Annotated in this window: 18 protein-coding genes and 1 pseudogene; 9 read left to right on the forward strand and 10 right to left on the reverse strand. The window is 66.7% G+C overall.

The annotated features are described in order from the left end of the window. The first annotated feature begins 37 nt into the window (after positions 1-37). The 3 genes from aroE to dinG all read left to right on the forward strand — a co-directional run bounded on the left by aroE (position 38) and on the right by dinG (position 3,464). Positions 38-886 carry a shikimate dehydrogenase gene (gene aroE / locus FZ025_RS10880; RefSeq protein WP_046978153.1) on the forward strand — a complete coding sequence of 283 codons (849 nt, stop codon included), beginning with the start codon at positions 38-40 and terminating at the stop codon, positions 884-886. 45 nt (positions 887-931) lie between these two features. Then, positions 932-1,258: a hypothetical protein gene (locus FZ025_RS10885; protein WP_046978152.1), complete on the forward strand. Its 327-nt coding sequence runs from the start codon at positions 932-934 to the stop codon at positions 1,256-1,258. Between the two features lie 106 nt (positions 1,259-1,364). Beyond that, entirely contained in the window at positions 1,365-3,464 is a 2,100-nt protein-coding gene (gene dinG / locus FZ025_RS10890) for an ATP-dependent DNA helicase DinG (protein ID WP_046978151.1), read from the forward strand. Between the two features lie 21 nt (positions 3,465-3,485). Here dinG and FZ025_RS10895 read toward each other — a convergent pair whose 3' ends face one another. Then, positions 3,486-4,601: a hypothetical protein gene (locus FZ025_RS10895; RefSeq protein WP_208803766.1), complete on the reverse strand. Its 1,116-nt coding sequence runs from the start codon at positions 4,599-4,601 to the stop codon at positions 3,486-3,488. 120 nt (positions 4,602-4,721) lie between these two features. After that, positions 4,722-4,982, reverse strand: a complete 261-nt coding sequence (locus FZ025_RS10900; RefSeq protein WP_146093538.1) for a hypothetical protein — start codon at positions 4,980-4,982, stop codon at positions 4,722-4,724. Positions 4,983-5,012: 30 nt separating this feature from the next. On the opposite strand from FZ025_RS10900, the gene katB reads away from it, so the two are divergent. The 3 genes from katB to FZ025_RS10915 all read left to right on the forward strand — a co-directional run bounded on the left by katB (position 5,013) and on the right by FZ025_RS10915 (position 9,380). Next, positions 5,013-6,536 carry a catalase KatB gene (gene katB / locus FZ025_RS10905; RefSeq protein WP_046978149.1) on the forward strand — a complete coding sequence of 508 codons (1,524 nt, stop codon included), beginning with the start codon at positions 5,013-5,015 and terminating at the stop codon, positions 6,534-6,536. Positions 6,537-6,603: 67 nt separating this feature from the next. Further along, positions 6,604-7,158 carry an ankyrin repeat domain-containing protein gene (locus FZ025_RS10910; RefSeq protein ID WP_046978148.1) on the forward strand — a complete coding sequence of 185 codons (555 nt, stop codon included), beginning with the start codon at positions 6,604-6,606 and terminating at the stop codon, positions 7,156-7,158. 644 nt (positions 7,159-7,802) lie between these two features. Then, a complete protein-coding gene (locus FZ025_RS10915) occupies positions 7,803-9,380 on the forward strand; it encodes an SDR family NAD(P)-dependent oxidoreductase (RefSeq protein WP_046979930.1) in 1,578 nt (525 codons plus the stop codon). A 130-nt stretch (positions 9,381-9,510) separates the two neighbouring features. Here the strand turns inward: FZ025_RS10915 and FZ025_RS10920 are convergent, their stop codons facing one another. Beyond that, positions 9,511-11,607, reverse strand: a complete 2,097-nt coding sequence (locus FZ025_RS10920; protein WP_046979931.1) for a S9 family peptidase — start codon at positions 11,605-11,607, stop codon at positions 9,511-9,513. A gap of 291 nt (positions 11,608-11,898) precedes the next feature. On the opposite strand from FZ025_RS10920, the gene FZ025_RS10925 reads away from it, so the two are divergent. Further along, positions 11,899-12,252, forward strand: a complete 354-nt coding sequence (locus FZ025_RS10925) for a TfoX/Sxy family protein (RefSeq protein WP_046979941.1) — start codon at positions 11,899-11,901, stop codon at positions 12,250-12,252. Between the two features lie 35 nt (positions 12,253-12,287). On the opposite strand, the gene FZ025_RS10930 is transcribed toward FZ025_RS10925, so the two are convergent. Beyond that, the gene (locus tag FZ025_RS10930; protein ID WP_046979942.1) at positions 12,288-12,755 is read right to left on the reverse strand and encodes a metallophosphoesterase family protein; all 468 of its coding nucleotides are present in this window, start codon (positions 12,753-12,755) and stop codon (positions 12,288-12,290) included. 393 nt (positions 12,756-13,148) lie between these two features. After that, complete coding sequence (locus FZ025_RS10935; protein ID WP_046979943.1) at positions 13,149-14,135, reverse strand: AI-2E family transporter; 987 nt, start codon at positions 14,133-14,135, stop codon at positions 13,149-13,151. 194 nt (positions 14,136-14,329) lie between these two features. On the opposite strand from FZ025_RS10935, the gene FZ025_RS10940 reads away from it, so the two are divergent. Then, positions 14,330-15,283, forward strand: a complete 954-nt coding sequence (locus FZ025_RS10940) for a DUF2884 family protein (protein ID WP_244292353.1) — start codon at positions 14,330-14,332, stop codon at positions 15,281-15,283. 19 nt (positions 15,284-15,302) lie between these two features. Continuing rightward, positions 15,303-15,764: pseudogene (locus FZ025_RS10945) on the forward strand (tyrosine-type recombinase/integrase); the annotation flags it as partial. 279 nt (positions 15,765-16,043) lie between these two features. Here the strand turns inward: FZ025_RS10945 and FZ025_RS21845 are convergent. From FZ025_RS21845 to FZ025_RS10965, 5 genes are read right to left on the reverse strand one after another with little or no spacing between them, the layout of a single operon-like run. Beyond that, the gene (locus FZ025_RS21845) at positions 16,044-16,184 is read right to left on the reverse strand and encodes a hypothetical protein (protein ID WP_167523856.1); all 141 of its coding nucleotides are present in this window, start codon (positions 16,182-16,184) and stop codon (positions 16,044-16,046) included. 51 nt (positions 16,185-16,235) lie between these two features. Then, entirely contained in the window at positions 16,236-16,805 is a 570-nt protein-coding gene (locus FZ025_RS10950; protein WP_046979932.1) for an RNase adapter RapZ, read from the reverse strand. Positions 16,806-16,812: 7 nt separating this feature from the next. Then, positions 16,813-17,472, reverse strand: coding sequence for a 2OG-Fe(II) oxygenase (locus tag FZ025_RS10955; RefSeq protein ID WP_104558451.1), 660 nt, complete (start codon positions 17,470-17,472; stop codon positions 16,813-16,815). A 26-nt stretch (positions 17,473-17,498) separates the two neighbouring features. After that, positions 17,499-18,707 carry an aminotransferase family protein gene (locus FZ025_RS10960; protein ID WP_104558450.1) on the reverse strand — a complete coding sequence of 403 codons (1,209 nt, stop codon included), beginning with the start codon at positions 18,705-18,707 and terminating at the stop codon, positions 17,499-17,501. Between the two features lie 31 nt (positions 18,708-18,738). Beyond that, positions 18,739-19,782, reverse strand: coding sequence for a Stf0 family sulfotransferase (locus FZ025_RS10965; protein WP_046979934.1), 1,044 nt, complete (start codon positions 19,780-19,782; stop codon positions 18,739-18,741). Positions 19,783-19,798: the final 16 nt, after the last annotated feature.

The following is a 19,798-nucleotide window of genomic DNA, read 5'->3' on the forward strand; positions in this document are numbered from 1 at the left end:
ATGTCGCGGCCAGTCTAAAACAACCAACGAGCGTTCCATGCCCACATCCCGCTATGCCGTGTTCGGCCATCCCGTCACCCATTCGCTGTCGCCGCGCATCCATGCCGACTTCGCCAAGCAGACCGGCATCGCCCTGCAGTACGCCGCGATCGACGCCTTGCCGGACGGCTTCGCGGCGGCGCTGGCGGCCTTTGCCGCCGCCGGCGGCGTGGGCGCCAACGTGACCCTGCCGTTGAAGGAAGCCGCGTACGCGCTCAGCGCGATCCACAGCGCGCGCGCGCAGCGCGCCGGGGCGGTCAATACGCTCAGCTTCCGCGACGGGCAGTGGCACGGCGACAACACCGACGGCGCCGGCCTGGTGCGCGACCTGACCGGGCGCAACGGCCTGGATCTGCGCGGCCGCCGCGCGCTGCTGCTCGGTGCCGGCGGCGCCGCGCGCGGGGTGGCCCCGGCGCTGCTGGAGGCCGGCGTGCAGCAGCTGCTGATCGTCAACCGTTCGCCCGAGCGCGCCGATGCGCTGGTCGATGCGCTCGGCGATCCGGCGCGCGCCATCTCCCGCTACTGGGAGGACCTGCGCGAGCAGGGCGACTTCGAGCTGATCGTCAACGCCACCGCCGCCGGCCGCGACGCCAGCGCGGGCGTCGCGCTGCCGCTGTCGCTGGTCAACAGCATGACCCTGGCGGTGGACCTGAACTACGGCGAGGTCGCGATCCCGTTCCTGGCCTGGGCGCGTGCGGCGCACTGCCGCGATACCGTGGATGGCCTGGGCATGCTGGTCGAACAGGCGGCCGAGAGCTTCGAGCGCTGGCACGGCGTGCGCCCGGACACCGATCCGGTGTACGCCGCGCTGCGCGCGCGCGACGCGGTGCTGGTCAGCGCCGACTGAGTTCAGTGCCCAGGCGCTTCTTTTGATAGCCCGACGGAGATTCCCATGGACGATGGATTCGCGATGCAGCTGTTGACCACGGTGGGCTTCCAGTTGCCGATCCTGATCGTGCTCGGCACCGGCCTGGTGCTGCTGGCCACGCGCCGCCCCGGCCGCGCCCGCACGCTGGGCCTGTGGGGATTGAGCCTGCTGCTGCTCGGCGGGCTGTGCGGCACGGTGACCTCGCTGCTGCCGATGTGGGTCATCGCGCAGGGCGGGAGCTTCTCCAGCTACGCGGTCTGGTTCGGCATCCTGCAGGCGCTGTTCACCCTGTTGCATGCGCTGGCGATGCTGCTGGTGGTGCTGGCGCTGCGCCTGGCCTTGCCGCGCTGAGCGGCCGTGTGCGGCCTCCGCGGCCGGGCCGTTCACCTTTCCCGGCACGCGGCGGCCAGACCTGGGAAAATAGCCGGCCGAGACCCGGCACGAGCAGACAGGCGGCATGGAAAAGGCAGCACCCACGCGGCAGTTGACCGACGAGCTGAAGGCCGGCATCCGCGAGGCCTACACCAAGCTGCAGGCCAACACGCCCGGCTTCATGGTGCGCCGCGCGCAGAGCCAGATGATCGGCGTGGTCTCGCGCGCGCTGGGCACCAGCGGCGGCGTCGGCGTGGCCGAGGCGCCGACCGGGGTCGGCAAGAGCCTGGGCTATCTCACCGCCGGGGTGCCGATCGCGCTGGCCAGCAAGAAGAAGCTGGTGATCAGCACCGGCACCGTGGCGCTGCAGTCGCAATTGGTGGAACGCGACATTCCCGCCTTCCTCAAGGCCACCGGCATCGAGGCGACGGTGGCGCTGGCCAAGGGCCGTACCCGCTACCTGTGCGCGCGCAACGTCGCCGAGCTGCATGGCGAAGCCGCGCAGGACAGCATGTTCGAGGACGAGGCGCCGTTGTACGACCGCCCGCTGAGCCCGGCCGAGGCCGAGCAGGCGCGCGCGCTGGCCAAGGCCTACGCCGACAAGAGCTGGAACGGTGATTTGGACACCGCGCCGGAGCCGATCCCGGCGTCGTTGCGCGCGCGCATCACCACCAACGCCGCCGGCTGCGCCGGGCGCCGCTGCTCGTTCGCGGTGCAATGCCCGGTGCTGAAGGCGCGCAGCGACGTGCGCGATGCGCAGATCGTGGTCACCAACCATGCGCTGCTGCTGTCGGCGCTGGCGTTGGGCGACAGCGACAACGGCCAGCCGCTGATCGCAGCGCCCGCGGACATGCTGCTGGTGCTCGACGAGGGCCACCACATCGCCGGCGTCGCCATCGACCAGGGCGCCGCCAACCTGGCGCTGGACGACATGGCGCGGCGCACCGGGCGGCTGCAGGCGCTGGTCGGCGCCGCCTACCGGCTGGCCGACAAGGACACCATCGGCAACCAGTTGCCGAACGAGGCGATCGAACTGGCGACCCAGGTCAGCAAGGGACTGAAAACCTTCCGCGCCGAGATCGAGCGCGCCTGGGTGCCGGACCCGGGCCAGGAGGAACCGATGTGGCGCGCGCCCAACGGGCGTCTGCCCGAGGATTGGAAACCCTTCATCGACGCGCAGGCGCAGGACACCGCCGCGCTGCTCAACTGGGTGCAGGCCGCGCACCAGCTGGTTGCAAAGTCCAAGCAGGAGGACGCGGCCAAGGAACGCCTGCAGCGCAGCCTGGGCATGGCCCTGGAGATGGTCGAACAGCAGTACGCGCTGTGGCTGGGCTGGCGCCGCGAGGACCAGGACGGGCAGGCGCCGATGGCGCGCTGGATCACCGCCTCGCGCGATGCCGATCTGATCTGCCACTGCTCGCCGGTGTCGGCCGCGCAGGTGCTGCGCGCGCTGCTGTGGAGCGAAGTGGACTCGGCGGTGCTGACCTCGGCCACGCTGACCGGCGGCGGCGATTTCCAGGCGCTGGCGATCGACAACGGCCTGCCCGCGCATGCGGAGATGGTGTCGCTGTCCTCGCCGTTCGACCTGCCCAACCAGGCCGAACTGATCGTGCCGACATTCCCGGTGGCGCCGGACGACCGCGAAGGCCATCCGCGCGAGGTCGCGCGCTACCTGGTCAAGGAACTGGACTGGGGCAAGGGCTCGATCGTGCTGTTCACCTCGCGCTGGAAGATGCTCAAGGTGGCCGACCTGTTGCCGATCGCGCAGCGCAACCGCGTGCTGGTGCAGGGCGAGGGCTCCAAGTCGCAGATGATCGGCGAGCACATGCGCCGCATCGGCGCCGGCGAAGGTTCGGTGCTGTTCGGCCTGAATTCCTTCGGCGAAGGCCTGGACCTGCCTGGCGAAGCCTGCACCACCGTGGTCATCACCCAGGTGCCGTTCGCAGTGCCGACCGATCCGCAGACCGCAACGCTTGGCGAGTGGTTCGAAAGCCGCGGCCTCAACGCCTTCAACCTGATTGCGGTGCCGCACGCGCTGCGCATGCTGACCCAGTTCGCCGGGCGCCTGATCCGCAGTTCCAGCGACCACGGTCGGGTCATCATCCTCGACTCGCGCCTGCTGACCAAGCGCTACGGCAAACGCATCATCGATGCGCTGCCGCCGTTCAAGCGGGTGATCGGCTAGGGCGCGGCACGCGCGCCGCGCTCAATAGTCGCAACTGTCCGGCACCGTCCCGACGCTGGTGTTGCCGAGCGGGAAGAACAGCGCGTAGCGGCCCACAGCCGTGTCGTACAGACTGGGTTGGTGCGCGACCGCGGGCACCATGCAACGAGACTGACTGCTCGTGTCCGGGGCCTTGCCGCCGTTGTGGCGCACCGCCAGGTCGCGGCTGTAGTCGAAGAAGATCCGCGAGCGCGCGTTCGCGTCGCTGCCTTGCAAGCTCGCTTCGCAGCCGCGATCGCCGACGCTGGAATCGTTGGCGCCGACCAGGTAGATCACGCTGCGTTGCAGGAAGCGTCCCGCGATGTCGTGCCGATCGGCCGCGTTCAGCCCGCTGGCGACATAGCCCGGCACTGCGCCGCGGTAGCCGTAGGGATAGTCGTCCAGTGTGCGGCAGGCCTCGCTGCCATTGGCGATGCCCGCGCTGCGATCGGTGAAGGCATGGCGTTTCGCATCCCAGCGGCTGCTGTCCAGGTAGGTATAGCGATCGGGGCTGGCGACCACCCAATTCAACTGCAGCGGCGGATTGAGGCGCGCCAGCGCTTCCGGCGCCGCCGAAGCGGTGGCGTGGCGCAGCACCAATTCCGCGCCGCGGCCGAAACCGGTGAGGGTGATCTGGCGCAGGTGCGGATAGCGCTTCGGGTCGGCGACCACGGCCAGCAGTTCGTCCACCACCGCGAATGCGCTGGTCGCCGCGCGATCGGTGGAGACGGCGCCGGCCGCCCAGTCGGCCTGGCCCCAGTTCGCCAGATGGCGCGCGGCCGCGGCGTGCGGCTGGTAGTCGATGGCAACGATCAACGTGGCGTCGGCCAGTTGCGCATCCGCCGCGGCCGCGGCGATGCGCGGATACAACGCGGACTGAGGATGCTGCCCGATGGCGATGACCGCATTGCTGATATGCGCGTCAGCCGTCTCCAGCGCGGCGCGATTGGCATAGACATGCAGGCGAAGACCGGCGGCATCGAGCGAGGGCAGCGCCACGCCGGCATCGTAGGGTGCAGCCGCGGCCGCCATGGCGTTGGCGGACAGCGCTGCGGCGGCGGCCAGCATTGCCGATGCGAGAGTGAGGCGACCGGTGCGAGTGGACGAAGACCCAGGCATGGAATTTATCTCTGGAGGAAATGGGGGCGTGCGATTGCAGCGCCGCCATCCTCGACCATCGCAGATGGCCGGCGTCTGAACTTGCAGTACCGATGCGCGATCGCCGACGCGCAAGGCAGATTATGCAGAGACGATCACGATCGCGGTGCCGACGCGGCACGGATGCCGGCAGCGGCGACGGTGTTTTCGCATGCATGCGCTGTCTACATTTTCAGGTCGGTTGCAACGGTGCGACGGATCTGCGCACGCGCAGATACCGGGGAAATGCCGTGCATCGCGCAGGCCGTCGGCGACCGCCGTCGCATCCGCATGCGCCGCATCCGCGTTGCCTATCGCAGTCATAGCAACTAACGAATTCTCAGCCTGCAGCGCCACCGCCATGCTTCAGCTCCCTCAACACGAGCTGACGCCATGCGCCCTGGAACACTGTTGGTGCTCGCCCTGCTGTCGCAGACCCTGATCGTCCCCGCCGGGTTCGCGCAGTCCACGCTCACCCGCGACAACGGTGCGCCGGTCGGCGACAACCAGAATTCGCAGACCGCCGGCGCCACCGGCCCGACCCTGCTGCAGGACGTGCAGCTGATCCAGAAGCTGCAGCGCTTCGACCGCGAGCGCATTCCCGAGCGCGTGGTGCATGCGCGCGGCACCGGCGTGCACGGCGAATTCACCGCCAGTGCCGACATCTCCGAGCTGACCAAGGCCAAGGTGTTCACCGTCGGCGCGAAGACCCCGGTGTTCGTGCGCTTCTCCTCGGTGGTGCACGGCAACCACTCGCCGGAGACGCTGCGCGATCCGCACGGCTTCGCCACCAAGTTCTATACCAGCGAAGGCAACTGGGACCTGGTCGGCAACAACTTCCCCACCTTCTTCATCCGCGATGCGATCAAGTTCCCGGACATGGTGCATGCGTTCAAGCCGGATCCGCGCACCAACCTGGACGACGATGCGCGCCGCTTCGACTTCTTCTCGCACGTGCCCGAAGCCACGCGCACGCTGACCTTGCTGTACTCCAACGAAGGCACGCCGGCCGGCTACCGCTTCATGGACGGCAACGGCGTGCACGCCTACAAGCTGGTCAACGCGCAGGGCGAAGTGCACTACGTCAAGTTCCATTGGAAGTCGCTGCAAGGCCTGAAGAACCTGGATCCGACGCAGGTGGCGCAGGTGCAGGGCAAGGACTACAGCCACCTGACCAACGACCTGGTCGGCGCGATCAAGCAGGGCGACTATCCGAAGTGGGACCTGTACATCCAGGTGCTCAAGCCGGAAGACCTGGCCACGTTCGACTTCGATCCGCTGGATGCGACCAAGATCTGGCCGGACGTGCCCGAGCGCAAGATCGGGCAGCTGGTGCTGAACAAGAACGTGGACAACTTCTTCCAGGAAACCGAACAGGTGGCGATGGCGCCGGCCAACCTGGTGCCGGGCATCGAGCCGTCGGAAGACCGCCTGCTGCAGGGGCGCATCTTCTCCTATGCCGATACCCAGCTGTACCGCGTCGGCACCAACGGCCTGAGCCTGCCGGTGAACCGGCCGCGGGTGGCGGTGAACAACGGCAACCAGGACGGGGCGATGAACTCCGGCGCCACCGCCAGCGGCGTCAACTACGAGCCGAGCCGGCTCAATCCGCGTCCGCAGGATCCGAACGCGCGCTACAGCCCGCTGCCGCTGTCGGGCACTACCCAGCAGGCGAAGATCGCCCGCGAACAGAACTTCAAGCAGGCCGGCGCGCTGTTCCGCAGCTACAGCAAGAAGGAGCAGCAGGACCTGATCCAGAGCTTCGGCGAATCGCTGGCCGGCACCGACGACGCCAGCAAGCACATCATGCTGTCGTTCCTGTACAAGGCCGATCCGGCCTACGGCAGCGGCGTCGCCCGCGTCGCCAAGGGCGACCTGGCGCGGGTCAAGCAGCTGGCCGCGCAGTTGCAGGATTGATCGTTCACCGCGCAGCGCGGCGGCGTCTGCCTCCGCCGCGCTGCGCATTCCTTTCCGGAGACCGAACATGCGTCGTTTGCTTCTTTTCGCGCTGAGCCTGATCGCCGCCTCGGCCGTCGCCGCTGCGCCCGCGGCCGTCCCGGCCGATCCGGCCAAGGTCCAGGCGCAGCTGCGCGACTATTTCTTCGATGCCGCGCGCGAAGGCCGCCAGGACATGCTGGCCGAGTTCATCCATGCGCACTACGACCTCGACACCCGCGACGACAAGGGCTATACCGCGCTGATCCTGGCCGCCTACCACGGCCAGCAGCCGGCGGTGGAGCAATTGCTGCGCGCAGGCGCCGATCCGTGCGCGCAGGACAAACGCGGCAACACCGCGCTGATGGGCGCGATCTTCAAGGGCGAACTGGCGATCGCCAAGCGGCTGATGCAGGCCGATTGCGCGCCCGACCAGCGCAACAACGCCGGACAGACCGCGGCGATGTATGCGGCGCTGTTCCAGCGCACCGAAGTGCTCAAAGACCTCGCCGCCAAGGGCGCCGATTTGCAGGTCAAGGACGCGCAGGGCAACGACGTGGCCAAGCTGCAGCGCGGCGAGTTCGCGCAGGCGCCGCTGCGCTGAGCTGCGCGGCCGCGCCGATTGCGCTGCGATACGTCCTCGCGCAGCCCGGTGGCCACAGCGCAGCGAAGATGTACACGGTCATCGCCAGGTTGAAGCTCGCATGCCGCCATCGCCGGCAACCAGGCCAACGCCAGCGCCACGCAGAACATCAGCGCCACCCACGGCGCACCTGACAGCGGCAGCACTCCGATGCCGGCGGCAGTCGCCAGCAGGCCGTGGTGGCATGGATGCGGGGATACCGAGAGCGGCACAGGCGCCGTATCGGCACGGTATGCCGGCGCAGGTCCGCGCCGCAAGCGTTGACCATCGCCAGCAGGTGGTATCTGGCGCTGGCTTGGGGGCCGCGGGCGGGGCATGAATCCGCCTGCGATGCCGCGCGGATTCTGTCCCTGCCGCAACGCCCCCGCCATCGGGCGCACACGTCCTGCGGGGCGGCGCTGCCGCGGCATGGCGCCGGCTGCCCCGGATCGGCGAAAATGGCCGCTCGGCTTGGCGTCATCGGCCAGTACCATCGCCCATCCCGGCCTGCCGGAGCCCGCGCGCCAGTGGCGGCGGGCGCAGCGCGGCGCCCCGATCGCTGTTCCCGACGGCAGCCCTGCCGCTCGTTCGCCACGGCCCGCCCGCCGCTCATCACGGATCCACTCTTGAACGCCACCGCCGATTCTCCCGCCGCCGACCTGCCCCTGACCGAGCGCCTGCGCGTCGCCCTGGACCTGCTCGAAGCCATCGACGCCGACCGCAGCGTGCTCGATGCGCTGCCCGAGGCCGACCGCGTGCGCCTGCACCAGGTGGTGGCCAAGGTCTACCACCCCGAGCCCAAGGCGCGCCGGCAGCTGCTCAAGCAGCAGGCGCGCGAACGCCACCAGGAGAAGGTGCGCAAGGCCGAGGCGTTGCTCGAGCAGACCGGCATCCGCGCGCTGCGGCGCAAGCCGGTGTTCAGCACGCCGAACTACTTCCCGCCGCATGCCGCCGGTCTGCACGACGCCAGCAACGCTGCGGCCGAAGAGCCCGCAGTGCCGCACTCGCCCGAGTTGCGCCACTGCTATGTGTGCAAGCAGAAGTTCACCCAGCTGCACCATTTCTACGACCAGATGTGCCCGGCCTGCGCCGAGCTCAATTACTTCAAGCGTACCGAAACCGCCGATCTGCGCGGACGCGTGGCGCTGCTGACCGGCGGCCGGGTCAAGATCGGTTACCAGGCTGGACTGAAGCTGTTGCGCGCCGGCGCCGAGCTGATCGTGACCACGCGCTTCCCACGCGATTCGGCCGCGCGTTACGCGCAGGAACCGGATTTCGCCGAGTGGGGCCAGCGCCTGCAGGTGTTCGGCCTGGACCTGCGCCACACGCCCAGCGTCGAAGCGTTCTGCAGCCAGTTGCTGGCCACGCGCGCGCGGCTGGACTTCATCGTCAACAACGCTTGCCAGACCGTGCGCCGGCCGCCGCAGTTCTATGCGCACATGATGGCCGGCGAAACCGCCGCGCTGCACGAACTGCCCGAGCACGTGCGCCGCCTGGTCGGCCACTACGAAGGCCTGCGCAGCCCGGAACTGCTGCCGGCGGCATCGGCGACCACGCTGCCGGCGGGCCAGGGCCACGGCATCAGCGGCGCCGACGGGCTGACCCGCGCCGCCGAACTGTCGCAGGTGCCGTTGCTGGCCGACGAACTGCTCGGCCAGCAGCATTTGTTTCCCGAAGGGCGTCTGGACCAGGACCTGCAGCAGGTGGATCTGCGCGGACGCAACTCGTGGCGCCTGCTGATGGCCGAAGTGCCGTCGGTGGAATTGCTGGAGACGCAGCTGGTCAACGCCATCGCCCCGTTCATCATCAACGCGCGGCTCAAGCCGCTGATGCTGCGCACGCCCGAGCGCGACAAGCACATCGTCAACGTGTCGGCGATGGAAGGGCAGTTCTACCGCAACTTCAAGACCACCCGGCATCCGCACACCAACATGGCCAAGGCCGCGTTGAACATGATGACCCGCACCTCAGCCGCCGATTACCAGAACGACGGCATCCATATGAACAGCGTGGACACCGGCTGGGTCACCGACGAGGATCCGGCCGAGATCGCCGCGCGCAAGGTGCAGGAAGAGCGCTTCCACCCGCCGCTGGACATCGTCGACGGCGCCGCGCGCATCGTCGACCCGATCATCCACGGCTGCAACACCGGTGAGCACGTGTGGGGCCAGTTCCTGAAGGACTACGCGCCGACGGACTGGTAGGCGCGCAGCGCCATCGCGCACCGCGGCGGCGATCGCAGGACGCGGCGCGATGCGCAAGGTCCGCCCTGGCGCTACCGCGCCGCCGCCGATGCGTGCACGCCGGGAGCCACGCATCGGCGGCGGCGAGGACCTACTTGCGCACGCTCTGCGTATGCGACTTCAGCGCGTCCTCCAGGCCCGGTACCTGCGCCGCGCCGTCCGGCACGCTGAGGCTGGAACCGACCAGGTCCTGCTCGAACGGCTGCGTGCGTCCGCCCAGGCATTTGCCCAGGAACGCTTCGCTGACCGCGTTGAAGGCCTTGCTGTTCTCCGGCCGGGCGAAGCCGTGGCCCTCGTCGGGGAACAGCACATAGGTGACCGGGATCTGCTTGGCCTTCAGCGCGTTGACGATCTGGTCGGCCTCGGCCTGCTTGACCCGCGGATCGTTGGCGCCCTGGCCGATCAGCAGCGGCCTGGCGATGCGCTCGGCGCGACTCAGCGGCGAGCGTTCGTCCAGCAGCTTCTTGCCGGCCTCGGTGCGCGGATCGCCGATGCGCCGCGCCATCTGCTCGAAACCGGATTTCCAGTACGGCGGGATGGTGCTGAGCAAGGTGTTCAAGTTGGACGGGCCGACGATGTCCACGCCGCACTTGAAGGTCTCCGGGGTGAAGCTGAGCCCGACCAGCGTGGCGTAGCCGCCGTAGCTGCCGCCCATGATCGCGACCTGGTCCTTGGTGGTGATGCCCTGCTGCACCGCCCACTGCACCGCATCGAGCAGGTCGTCGTGCATCTTGGCTGCCCACTCGCCATCGCCGGCGTTGGTGAAGCGCTTGCCGAAGCCGGTGGAGCCGCGGTAGTTGACCTGCAGCACTGCGTAACCGCGGTTGGCCAGCCACTGGTTGTAGCCGCTGTAGCCGTAGTCGTCGCGCGCCCACGGCCCGCCGTGCACGAACAGCACCAGCGGCACCGGCGTGTCGGCCTTGCCGTCGCCGTTGGCATCGGCCTCGCGCGGCAGGGTGAGGTAGCTGACCAGGGTCAGGCCGTCGCGCGAGCGGATCTCCTGCGGCCACTGCGGGACCAGCGGCTGCCCCTCCAGCGCCGGGCGCGCGGCGAACAGCTTGGTCAGCTTGCCTGCGCCGGACGGCACGCGGTCGTAGCGGTAGAACGTCGCCGGCGCATCGGCGGCCGAGTAGGCGACGATCCAGATGCGGTCGTCCTGGGTACGGCTCGGCACCGAGATCTCGCCCGGGCCGATCGCCTGCAGCTGTTTCATGTCCGCGGCGATGCCCGGGTCCAGCACCTTCCATTCCGGGCGCAGGTAGTTCGACTCCACCGCCTGCACCACGCCGCTGCGCGGATCGGTCAGGGTGCCGCCCACGTCCGCGCGCGCATCCTCGAACAGCAGCTTGCGCGTGCCGCTGGCCACGTCCACCGCGTACAGCGCCGAGGTGTCGCGCTGGCGCGAATCGACGAAGTACAGCGTCTTGCCGTCGGCGGTGAAGCCGGACGGCGCGGTGGTCAGCGAATCCTCGAACGGGATCTCTTCGCGCTTCTGCCAGCCGCCCTTGCCGTCGGGCTGCAGCAGGTCTTCGCCGCCGTCCTCGCGCGAGCGCGTCGCCAGCCGCACCTGGTAGTCGTCGTCGGCCAGGTAGTCGCCGATCTGCTGGGTGTTCTTCCGCAGCAGCGTGCGCTTGCCGCCGGCCAGATCGACCCGGTACAGATCGTGCCACTGCGCATCGCGATCGTTCATGCCGACCAGGATCGATTCCGGATGCTTGCGGCTGGCCGCCACCACCCGCGCGCGGGTCTTGGGGAAGTCGCTGAGGTCGCGGCCGTTGCCGCCCGCGGCGAGATCGAGCGCGAACAGGTGGAAATCCTCGTCGCCGCCGCTGTCGCGCATGTACAGCAAGGTGTTGGGCAGGAACGACCAGAAATAGGAGCGGATGCCGCGGCCGCTGTCGTGGGTGACCGCGCGTGCCTTGTCGGGCGCATCGGCGGGCGCGACCCAGACGTTCAGCACGCCGTCCACCGGCGCCAGCCAGCTCAGGGTCTTGCCGTCCGGGCTGAGCTGTACGCCGCTGCGCTCCGGGTTGCCGAACAGCACGTCGCGCGGGATCAGCGCCGGCGGCGCGGCCGGTGGAGCCGACGTCTGCGCGGACGGCGCGTCCTTGGCGGCGGGAGCGGCGGCCTGCTGCGAGCAGGCGGAGACCGCGAGGGCGAGACTGGAAGCCAGGACGAGACGCCGCATGAGTGCTCCGGGAACGTTGTTGGGGGGGGGATTTTGTTATTTTATAACATATTGGATTGAACAGATGGAGATTGCAGGGGCGCATGTGTCGGTGCGGCCAGGGGGCAATGCAGCGGCGGCGCGTTCCAGGGTCGCCTGCCGGCGGCCGTTGCGGCTACGGGTTTCGACGCCCGGACATGGGCGTACCGGCGGCGTGGCGAAGGGTGCTGTCAGATATGCGGCGTCGCCGACGCTTGCGCTTTGCCGGCCGCAATGCAGAATCCGGCATCGACCCAAGCGCAGAGCGACGACATGGCCTCCGATGCCAGCTACGTGGATTACGTCCTGGAACAGGCGGCGCTCGGCGCCGCGCTGACCTGCAAGAAGATGTTCGGCGAATACGCGCTGTACCTGGACGGCAAGGTGGTGGCGTTCGTCTGCGATAACCAGGTCTTCGTCAAGCCGACCGCCGCCGGGCGCGCACTGCTCGACGACGTGGTCGAACAGGCGCCGTATCCGGGCGGCAAGCCGCACTACCTGATCGACGAGGGGCTGGAGGACCGGAGCCTGTTGCAGCGCCTGCTGCGCGCGACGGCGCAGGCATTGCCCGCCCCCAAACCAGCCAAGGTCGGCAAACGCGCAAGCCGGCCGCCGGCGCCGCGTTAGCTCGCGCGTCGTTTTCCGGATTCCGCAGCACCGCTTCAGGTCAGCGCGTGCAGCTCGCCGCGGATGCCGCCTGCCTGCAGATGCAGATAGCCCACCCCGATCGGCAGGCTGAAACGGCGCGGTCCGGCGCTGCCGGGATTGACGTACAGCACGCCGTCGCGGGTCTGCAGCAGCGGCTTGTGCGAATGCCCGCTGACCACCACGTCCACGGATGCGACATCGCGCGCCAGCGCCTTCAGATCGTGCAGCACGTGCAGGCGGAGGCCCGCGATGTCGACGTCCAAGGTGTCGGGCAACGCTTGCGCCCAGGGCGCGGTATCGATGTTGCCGCGGATCGCATGCAGCGGCGCGAGCGCGCGCAGCGCATCGAGGATCTCCGGCTTGCCGATGTCGCCGGCATGCACGATGGCCACGCAATCGCGCAGCGCCGCCAGCGCCTGCGGCCGCAACAGGCCGTGGGTGTCGGAAATCAAACCGATTCTCTGTGGCTGGGGGGAACGCATCGGCATCGATTCGAATGGGGCTCGGAGCGGACTAGACTAACCCCAAGTCCCCTGTCGCCGTCGTCGTTCTTGGCCGCTGCGGCGCCGCAGCGCGAGGCTCACGGCGTCCGATCGATGACCGCTTCGATGTGGTGGCCATCCGGATCCACCCCCAACGCCATCCACCACCAACGCCGCCTAGCAATTGGGAGCGTAGTCCGGACGCAGGCCGGCGGCGCCGTTGCCCGCACCACCGTCGTAGAAAAGCGCGGCACGTTCGATGTCTGCGATGCCAGGAGAAACGTGATGGAGCATGTTGCGGCGCTCCTGGACAAGTGGATCGACGCCGCCTGCGCGGGAGCCGACGAAGTGGGAGGGGGCGGGGCTGCTTTGCGGGCGCGCTCATCGGGCGGATCAATCCGCTGGCACAGCCTCGTCGGCGTCGTCCAGGGCGTGGTGGACGTACAAATGTTTGACCAGCACGTAGATCACCACGGTCAGCGGCGCCGCCAACACCACGCCGATCGGCCCGAACAGCAGGCCGATGCCGAACAGCGAGAACAACAGCAAGGCCGGCGGCAGGTTCACCGCGCGCGCCTGGATCAGCGGTTGCAGCACGTGGCCCTCGATCTGCTGCAGGACCACGAACACCAGTAGCGCGCCCAGCGCCACCTGCGGACTGACGGTGAAGCCCAGCAGCACCGCCGGGACCGCCGCCACGATCGGGCCGACGATCGGGATGAAGTCCAGCAGCGCGGTCAACAGGCCGATGCCCAGCGCCACCGGAACGCCGAGCAGCCACAGCCCCAGCCCGGTCAGACTGCCGATCACCAGCATTGCCAGAAACTGGCCGCCCAGCCAGGCGCGCAGCACCTGGCCGCTGGCAGTCAATGCCGCGTCGGCGACATCGCGCCGGTCCCGCGGCAACAGCCGCAGCAGCCCGCGCCGATACAGCTTGGGCTGCGCGGCCAGATAGACGCCGCCGACGAGCATCAGCACCGCATCGGTGATCCCGCCGCCGGCCGACAGCACGATCGCGCCGGCATGTGTGGCCAGCGTCGAGGCGCCGTCGCGCAACTGGTCGGGGATGCTCTTGATCTGCGGTCCGAGCGGGCCGGACTGCAGCCAGGCATGGAACTTGTTCCACGCCGCCGGCAGGGTGGTACGGAACGCGTCGATCTGGGCGGCGACTTCGGTCCCGAACAGCAATACGATCGCCGACAACGCCAGCACCAGAAACAGGATCACCAGACCCAGCGCGGCCCATTCCGGGACCGGCAGCCGCTTGCGCAGCGCCGACGCCAGCCCGTGCAGCAGCACGCCCACCACCACCGCGCCGAACACGATCAGCAGCAATTCGGAGAGTTGCCAGGCCAGCAAGGCCAGGCCGCCCAGCACCATGACGACCAGGACGCGCGCCGCGAAAGGCCGCAGCGGGGACGCAGAACTAGGGGCGGAGGAAAGCATCTGGCACATCCCGGCAAAACGGCAGTGTGCGGAGGATACGGCCATCGGAGTGCAAGGCGAGCGAAGAGCGCGGGATCCTCAAATTCGAATCGCGTGTTGCACTTGCTTCTTGAGAGCGCCCTTCCGCAGTGACTTTCGACACGCGACCGCACGCAGTGGCTGCGGCGAAACTGCATGACAATTTCACCACGCCAGCTTCGCCCATGCGCACGTCCTTGCTGCTCAGCCTGTTGCTGCTCGCCGCTCGCAGCGTACATGCGCAAGCCGGTGAAGGCGGCAAGCAGCACCATCGCCTGCAGGTATCCTCGCACCAGTGCGGCCTGAGCACGCAGTTCAACGTGCTTGCCGACGGCGGCGGCATCTGGCTGTACCGCGACAGCGGTTCGCCACGCGAGGTCTTCTTCCACAACGGCGAACTGAGTGTCGACCACAAGGTGCGGCAAGTCGGCGCTGGCGATGCGCAACGGCTGCGGGAAATGGAGAAGGAAGCCCGTGTGCTGATGCCGCAGGTCGCCGATGTTGCGCATGCTGTGGTCGACGTCAGCTACGATGCGCTCGGCGGTGTCGTCGAGGTGATGACCGGCAGTTGGCTCAACGCACGCAAGATCGAGCGGCTGCGCAAGCGTGCGAACGGTTACGTCGATGGCACCCTCGGCAAGGGGCGCTGGGACCAAGACGCGTTCGATGGCAACTTCGAGAAGTACGTCGAAGATGAAGCCGAAGAATTCAAGGGCAGCATCGCGCGCCACATTCTTTGGCGGATGGTCGCGGGCCGCTCCGATGCAATGGACGAACGCGCCGACAAAATGGGCGATGAACTGGACGCCAAGCTCGAGGCGCAAAGAGAAGCGATCGAAGCCAAGGCCGACGCGCTGTGCGCCCAGGTGGAGAAACTGCGGCAATTGCAGGACGCGCTGCAATTCCGCTACGAAGGCCAGCCGCTGCAAATGCTCACGCCGGTGCAGAATGGTCGGCGCGACGGCGACGTCGATGGCGCCGACGACGACGCGGGGCCGAAGCCCGAAAACGGCGACAAGCCGCGCGACGACGCGAACAAGGTGCAGACGATCCAGCGCAAGTGATGCTTGTCCGGCGAAGATGCGCCGCTGTCCGATGGTGCTCTTGCTCGAGGAGGTCGCACGCTTGCTAGTCGCCCTGGAGGGGCCTTGCTGGCTGACGGCCGGACGGCTCTACGGCAGTGGCATGCGCTTGCTTGAATGCCTGCGACTGCGAACCAAGGATGTGGATCCGGGGCGCGGGGAGATCGTGGTGCGCGACGGCAAGGGCGGCAAGGATCGGCGCGTGCCGCTGCAGACCAGTCTGCGCGCGGCGCTGCTGCGGCAACGCGACCGGGCGCTACTGCTGCACGCGGCGGATCTGGCCGACGGTGTGGGCCGGCGCCACGCACCTGCTGGAGGCCGGCCACGCTATCCGCACCGTGCAGGAATTGTTGGCCACAAGGATGTGGCCACCACGCAGATCTACACGCATGCGCCGGGGCGCGGGGCGTCGGCGGTGCGCAGCCCGCTGGATGGGATTGGTGCGGGCGTTGACGGTGGTTGATGCGATCGCCATGAAAGGACGCCGCTGCAGGCGCTTCCTTTTCGCGCGTCGGGACTAAAGTTCCTCCCACAGTGCAATTCCAGAACGTGATGAAGACTTTGGTGTGCGAGCACTCGATGGGCGGCGAAGGCATCCAGACCGGCGAGGGGCGGTTGTCGCCGATGACGGCGGCGACGCCGATGCGTTGGCCACGGCCAGCGCCAACGCCTCAGCCGTCCAGCATCGCCTTGTCGCGCACCGCGCCCTTGCCGGCGCTGGTCGCCAGCAGCGCGTACGCCTTCAGCGCGGTGGCGGTCGCACTTCCACGTCGATCAGCGGATCGATGCTGCGGTTGGGGATGTCGATCAGGTGCTTGTCGCCGTCGCGGACCAGGCCGACTGATATCGCACTGCCGAACAATCTGTGCGTCGGTAACGCCATCGACGGCCAGTAAAACAATGCGTGCGCGGCGCGCCAGGGCAGGCTTTGGCGTTACAAGTTTGAGGATGCTCCGCCGCTCCATTCCACAATCGCAGTAGCGGCATCGTGTGGCAAAAGCTCAGACGTATCGATGCAGATATGGTTATCCGACCTGAGCGGAGCCATATACGCGAATTCCCGCAGAATTGCAGCAAGATTGGCACGGCTGTTGACCTTTCCGAATGCGCGTCGGTCGGCGTTTTCCACTCTGTCGATGAGGCGCTCGTCAGGTGCCTTCAGCCGAACAAAGCACGGCGTCGTCCGGTGGTCTGCGCACAGCGCTTGGAGCGCATCGACATACCAATCGTCCTCGGGACCGCTATAGCAGAACGTCGTAATTACGTCGCGATGGTCGGACTCGAGCAGTAACGCCATCGCACTGAGTCTCAGTTGGCATGCAAAGCGCCTGCGAGTCTCGAAACTGCTATCGGCGGCTAGTAACTCGGTGGCGAGATCGTAAGTCAGATGGTTATGGAAAAGGCTCGCGGACAGCTGCTTCGCGAGTTCCTTCCCGACGGTCAATTTTCCGACGGCGGGTGGACCGTAAAGCATCACGAGCTTTCTCCCGCCGTAGAGGCTCATCGTCGCCTCACTGAGCTGTGCTTGTCGTCCCTGGTTCATAGTAGGTGACGTTGAGCGTGTTGCGAGTGATGCCCCCTGTTGCGGCCAATCGCGTCACTTCATGCCAAGTGTCTTCGTAATAGCCATCGCGAATGATCACCGTAGCGTTTCCGACAGTTGGCACCACGACATGGTGAACTTCACCATGATTCCGAGGATCGAGAATACGCAGCAATCCACCCCAGTCGCGCTGCCAATGGGCGTTGAAATAGACAATCAGGCGAAAACCTCGGCGCAACGATGCATCGACATGTGGCAGGTAGTACGCGTCTTGTCCTCCGCGAAAAGCAACGGCCTCCATCGGAAATTCTGTCAGGTCCGTTCCGCAGAAAGCAGCCATGGCCGCCCTGAACGCGTCCGACGCAAGCTCTTCGCACATCGCCCTCCATGCATCCGATAACGTGGCCGGCTCGTCGACGCCGAGCGAACCCAGCGGAACAATGGTACGTCGATAAAAATGCCCGCCGTTACGTTCCCGAAAGTTGAATCCTTCTGTCGGAAATTCACTCGCAAGTCTGTGCGCCAGCGCATCGTTACGCCATATCTGCTGCAATTCCCCCCAGTCGAACGGCGCATCATGGAGCGTTCCTCCCGAAATCTGCTCGAGCGCGAAGTATCCAGAGGTCATGTTTTTCCTCGCCTGAAAAGAAAGAGTCAGTGGTGCGACGCGCTGCCTATCGCATGGATAAGCCGTTGCGTCAGCTCGTCGATTGCATCGTCGTCTATCGTGAAAGGCGGTGCGAGCTTGAGATGTCGATCCGCAGCGCCAATGATCAACCCATGCCGACGCGCGTCGAGTTGCACGCGGCTGCATGCCTCCGACGAATCGAACGTGATCGACAGCATCAACCCTTTTCCTTGCGCACTCACGACATTGCCCATCGCCGGCAACTTCTCACGAATTGCCTGCAGCAAACGCGCGCCCTTCGTTCTGACGCTTTCATAGCAGCGCTGGGCATGCAGGTGGTCGAGAACGAACAATGCGGCGCGGCAACCCAGCAGGTTGCCGGACTGTGTATGTCCATGCCGGAAAAGCGGGATGGGGTGTGCGGCGAAGCTGTCGGCGATCTTGGCCGTGGCCATCACGGCAGTGATCGGGAAGCCGCCGCCGAGGCTTTTACTGAAAATGACGATGTCTGGATTCGCGCCCTGAGAGACCGACTCGCACACAGTGCCGGTGCGTCCGATTCCACAATAGACTTCATCGCAAATTAAAGGAATGTCGTATGTCCTGGCGAGCGATGACAGGGCCTGCAAAAATCCGTCCGGAAACTGACGTGTCCCCGCCATGGCCATAACGGGCTCGATGATGAGCGCCGCCACAGTCGATCCATGTTCGGCAAGAAGCGCTTCCCATGTCCGCAAGTCGTCGAGGCTCCGCGGTGGTGGCATCGTCATCGAACAGGTGGCGACAAATGGCAATGCACCTTCGTTGATGAAGGAACGTCGCGTGGCGAGCATCGCGCCGAGCGTGCAGCCATGGTAGGCGCCGTCGATGGCCACCACCCGCGTCCGCTGCGGATGGTTGCGACCGATTTGATACTGCCACGCCATCTTCAGTGCGGCTTCGACGCCCTCGCTGCCGCTGCCCACTAGGAATGTATGTGCGAGTCCGGCTGGTGCCAACTCATCGCCGAGCCGTTCTGCAAGCGCCTCCGGCAGCACCGTGCTCAAACCAATGTTGCAGGCGTGGACAAGCGTATCCATCTGCCGTTTGACCGTCTCGACCAGCGCCGGGTGAGAATGGCCGAGGCAGTGGTTATAGCTGCCCGATATGCCGTCCAGATAACGTCGGCCCGTATCGTCGTAGAGATGAACGCCTTCGCCCCGAACGATTCTGGGTCTGCAATCCTCGGCGTTCAAGGGCGTGTACGGCGGCCAATAGCGGCGCGACCTAGATATAGCATTCATAGCGCGTCCCCTTAAGTTCAGATCTCAATTGATCGTTGTTATCGACCGTTGACGAAACCGAAGATGTCTCTTTTTTTCCTGTTCCCGGCTGGAGCCGCGCGGACGACACGCCCAGGAAGGCGAGCAACTTGGCATGCACGGATGCTGGTTTGGTAAGCAGATCCTCGTATTCGATCGGGAAGATCTCGTGGCGATCGAAGCGTTCAAGGAATTCTGCGCGATTGGCAAGATCGCGGTCGATGAAGTCGACGAGTTCGTCGCGCGAAATGGACAGACTGATCTGTTCCCGCCATCTCTTATCGTCACGGCCGACGTACCAGACATGATCGAGAAGACTTTTTTTGAGCGACACTAGCTGCGCCAGGCGGTTGCGTCGATCCAGCAGGACGATCTTCAGATCCCCCAGGTCGGCCAGCGTCTCCCATACATTGACGCCTGCCCACTCGGTGTCGAGATCGCGAAAGAGCACAAAGCCGACCGCTTCTACATACTCAAAGTACGGTCGAAATAGATGCCGCTCGAGAATCTGCTGTGCTGTACTGTTCTGTACAGAATACGGCAGAAGGTGTTGGCCGAACCGATTGAATGCTTCGCCGTGCATCTCGATGCATGGATGCGAGCCGAGCAGCGTACGCAGCAGGTGGGTGCCAGAGCGCGGCGTCGATACGATGACGAATCTTTTGTACTGCATCTGTGCCGAGGCGACCTCATCGTGCAGGCTGCCGCCCACCCATTTGTTGTGCTCGGCTTGCGCGATCTGCGCGCGGATGAATTCGAACATCTCTGCCGAGCTATCCGCCAGGCCGAGCAGCGGCGCCATTACTTCGTCGCCTCGCAGTCCCCTGCTGCTCCAGCGTCTTCCGGCGTTCCGATATTCGCGTACGAATTCGACGATGGACGAAGCCATGTCGTCGCCGATGGCGTACGGCGCAAGATCGCTGCGAATGCGCGTCGCAAGCCCGCTCGCGGGGTGCGACATCCATAAGGACCATCGGGATGCCAACAGCGGCAACGATGCCTCAGCCATCTGTGCGGAGTCTGAT

This window comes from Xanthomonas hyacinthi (assembly GCF_009769165.1).
In the GTDB taxonomy this organism is placed as follows: domain Bacteria; phylum Pseudomonadota; class Gammaproteobacteria; order Xanthomonadales; family Xanthomonadaceae; genus Xanthomonas_A; species Xanthomonas_A hyacinthi.

Coding starts and splice junctions, on each gene's coding strand:
- aroE (WP_046978153.1), top strand. CDS start 38: ATGCCCACATCCCGCTATGCCGTGTTCGGCCATCCCGTCACCCATTCG.
- FZ025_RS10885 (WP_046978152.1), top strand. CDS start 932: ATGGACGATGGATTCGCGATGCAGCTGTTGACCACGGTGGGCTTCCAG.
- dinG (WP_046978151.1), top strand. CDS start 1,365: ATGGAAAAGGCAGCACCCACGCGGCAGTTGACCGACGAGCTGAAGGCC.
- FZ025_RS10895 (WP_208803766.1), bottom strand. CDS start 4,601: ATGCCTGGGTCTTCGTCCACTCGCACCGGTCGCCTCACTCTCGCATCG.
- FZ025_RS10900 (WP_146093538.1), bottom strand. CDS start 4,982: ATGGCGGTGGCGCTGCAGGCTGAGAATTCGTTAGTTGCTATGACTGCG.
- katB (WP_046978149.1), top strand. CDS start 5,013: ATGCGCCCTGGAACACTGTTGGTGCTCGCCCTGCTGTCGCAGACCCTG.
- FZ025_RS10910 (WP_046978148.1), top strand. CDS start 6,604: ATGCGTCGTTTGCTTCTTTTCGCGCTGAGCCTGATCGCCGCCTCGGCC.
- FZ025_RS10920 (WP_046979931.1), bottom strand. CDS start 11,607: ATGCGGCGTCTCGTCCTGGCTTCCAGTCTCGCCCTCGCGGTCTCCGCC.
- FZ025_RS10925 (WP_046979941.1), top strand. CDS start 11,899: ATGGCCTCCGATGCCAGCTACGTGGATTACGTCCTGGAACAGGCGGCG.
- FZ025_RS10930 (WP_046979942.1), bottom strand. CDS start 12,755: ATGCGTTCCCCCCAGCCACAGAGAATCGGTTTGATTTCCGACACCCAC.
- FZ025_RS10935 (WP_046979943.1), bottom strand. CDS start 14,135: ATGGTGCTGGGCGGCCTGGCCTTGCTGGCCTGGCAACTCTCCGAATTG.
- FZ025_RS21845 (WP_167523856.1), bottom strand. CDS start 16,184: ATGGCGTTACCGACGCACAGATTGTTCGGCAGTGCGATATCAGTCGGC.
- FZ025_RS10950 (WP_046979932.1), bottom strand. CDS start 16,805: ATGAGCCTCTACGGCGGGAGAAAGCTCGTGATGCTTTACGGTCCACCC.
- FZ025_RS10955 (WP_104558451.1), bottom strand. CDS start 17,472: ATGACCTCTGGATACTTCGCGCTCGAGCAGATTTCGGGAGGAACGCTC.
- FZ025_RS10965 (WP_046979934.1), bottom strand. CDS start 19,782: ATGGCTGAGGCATCGTTGCCGCTGTTGGCATCCCGATGGTCCTTATGG.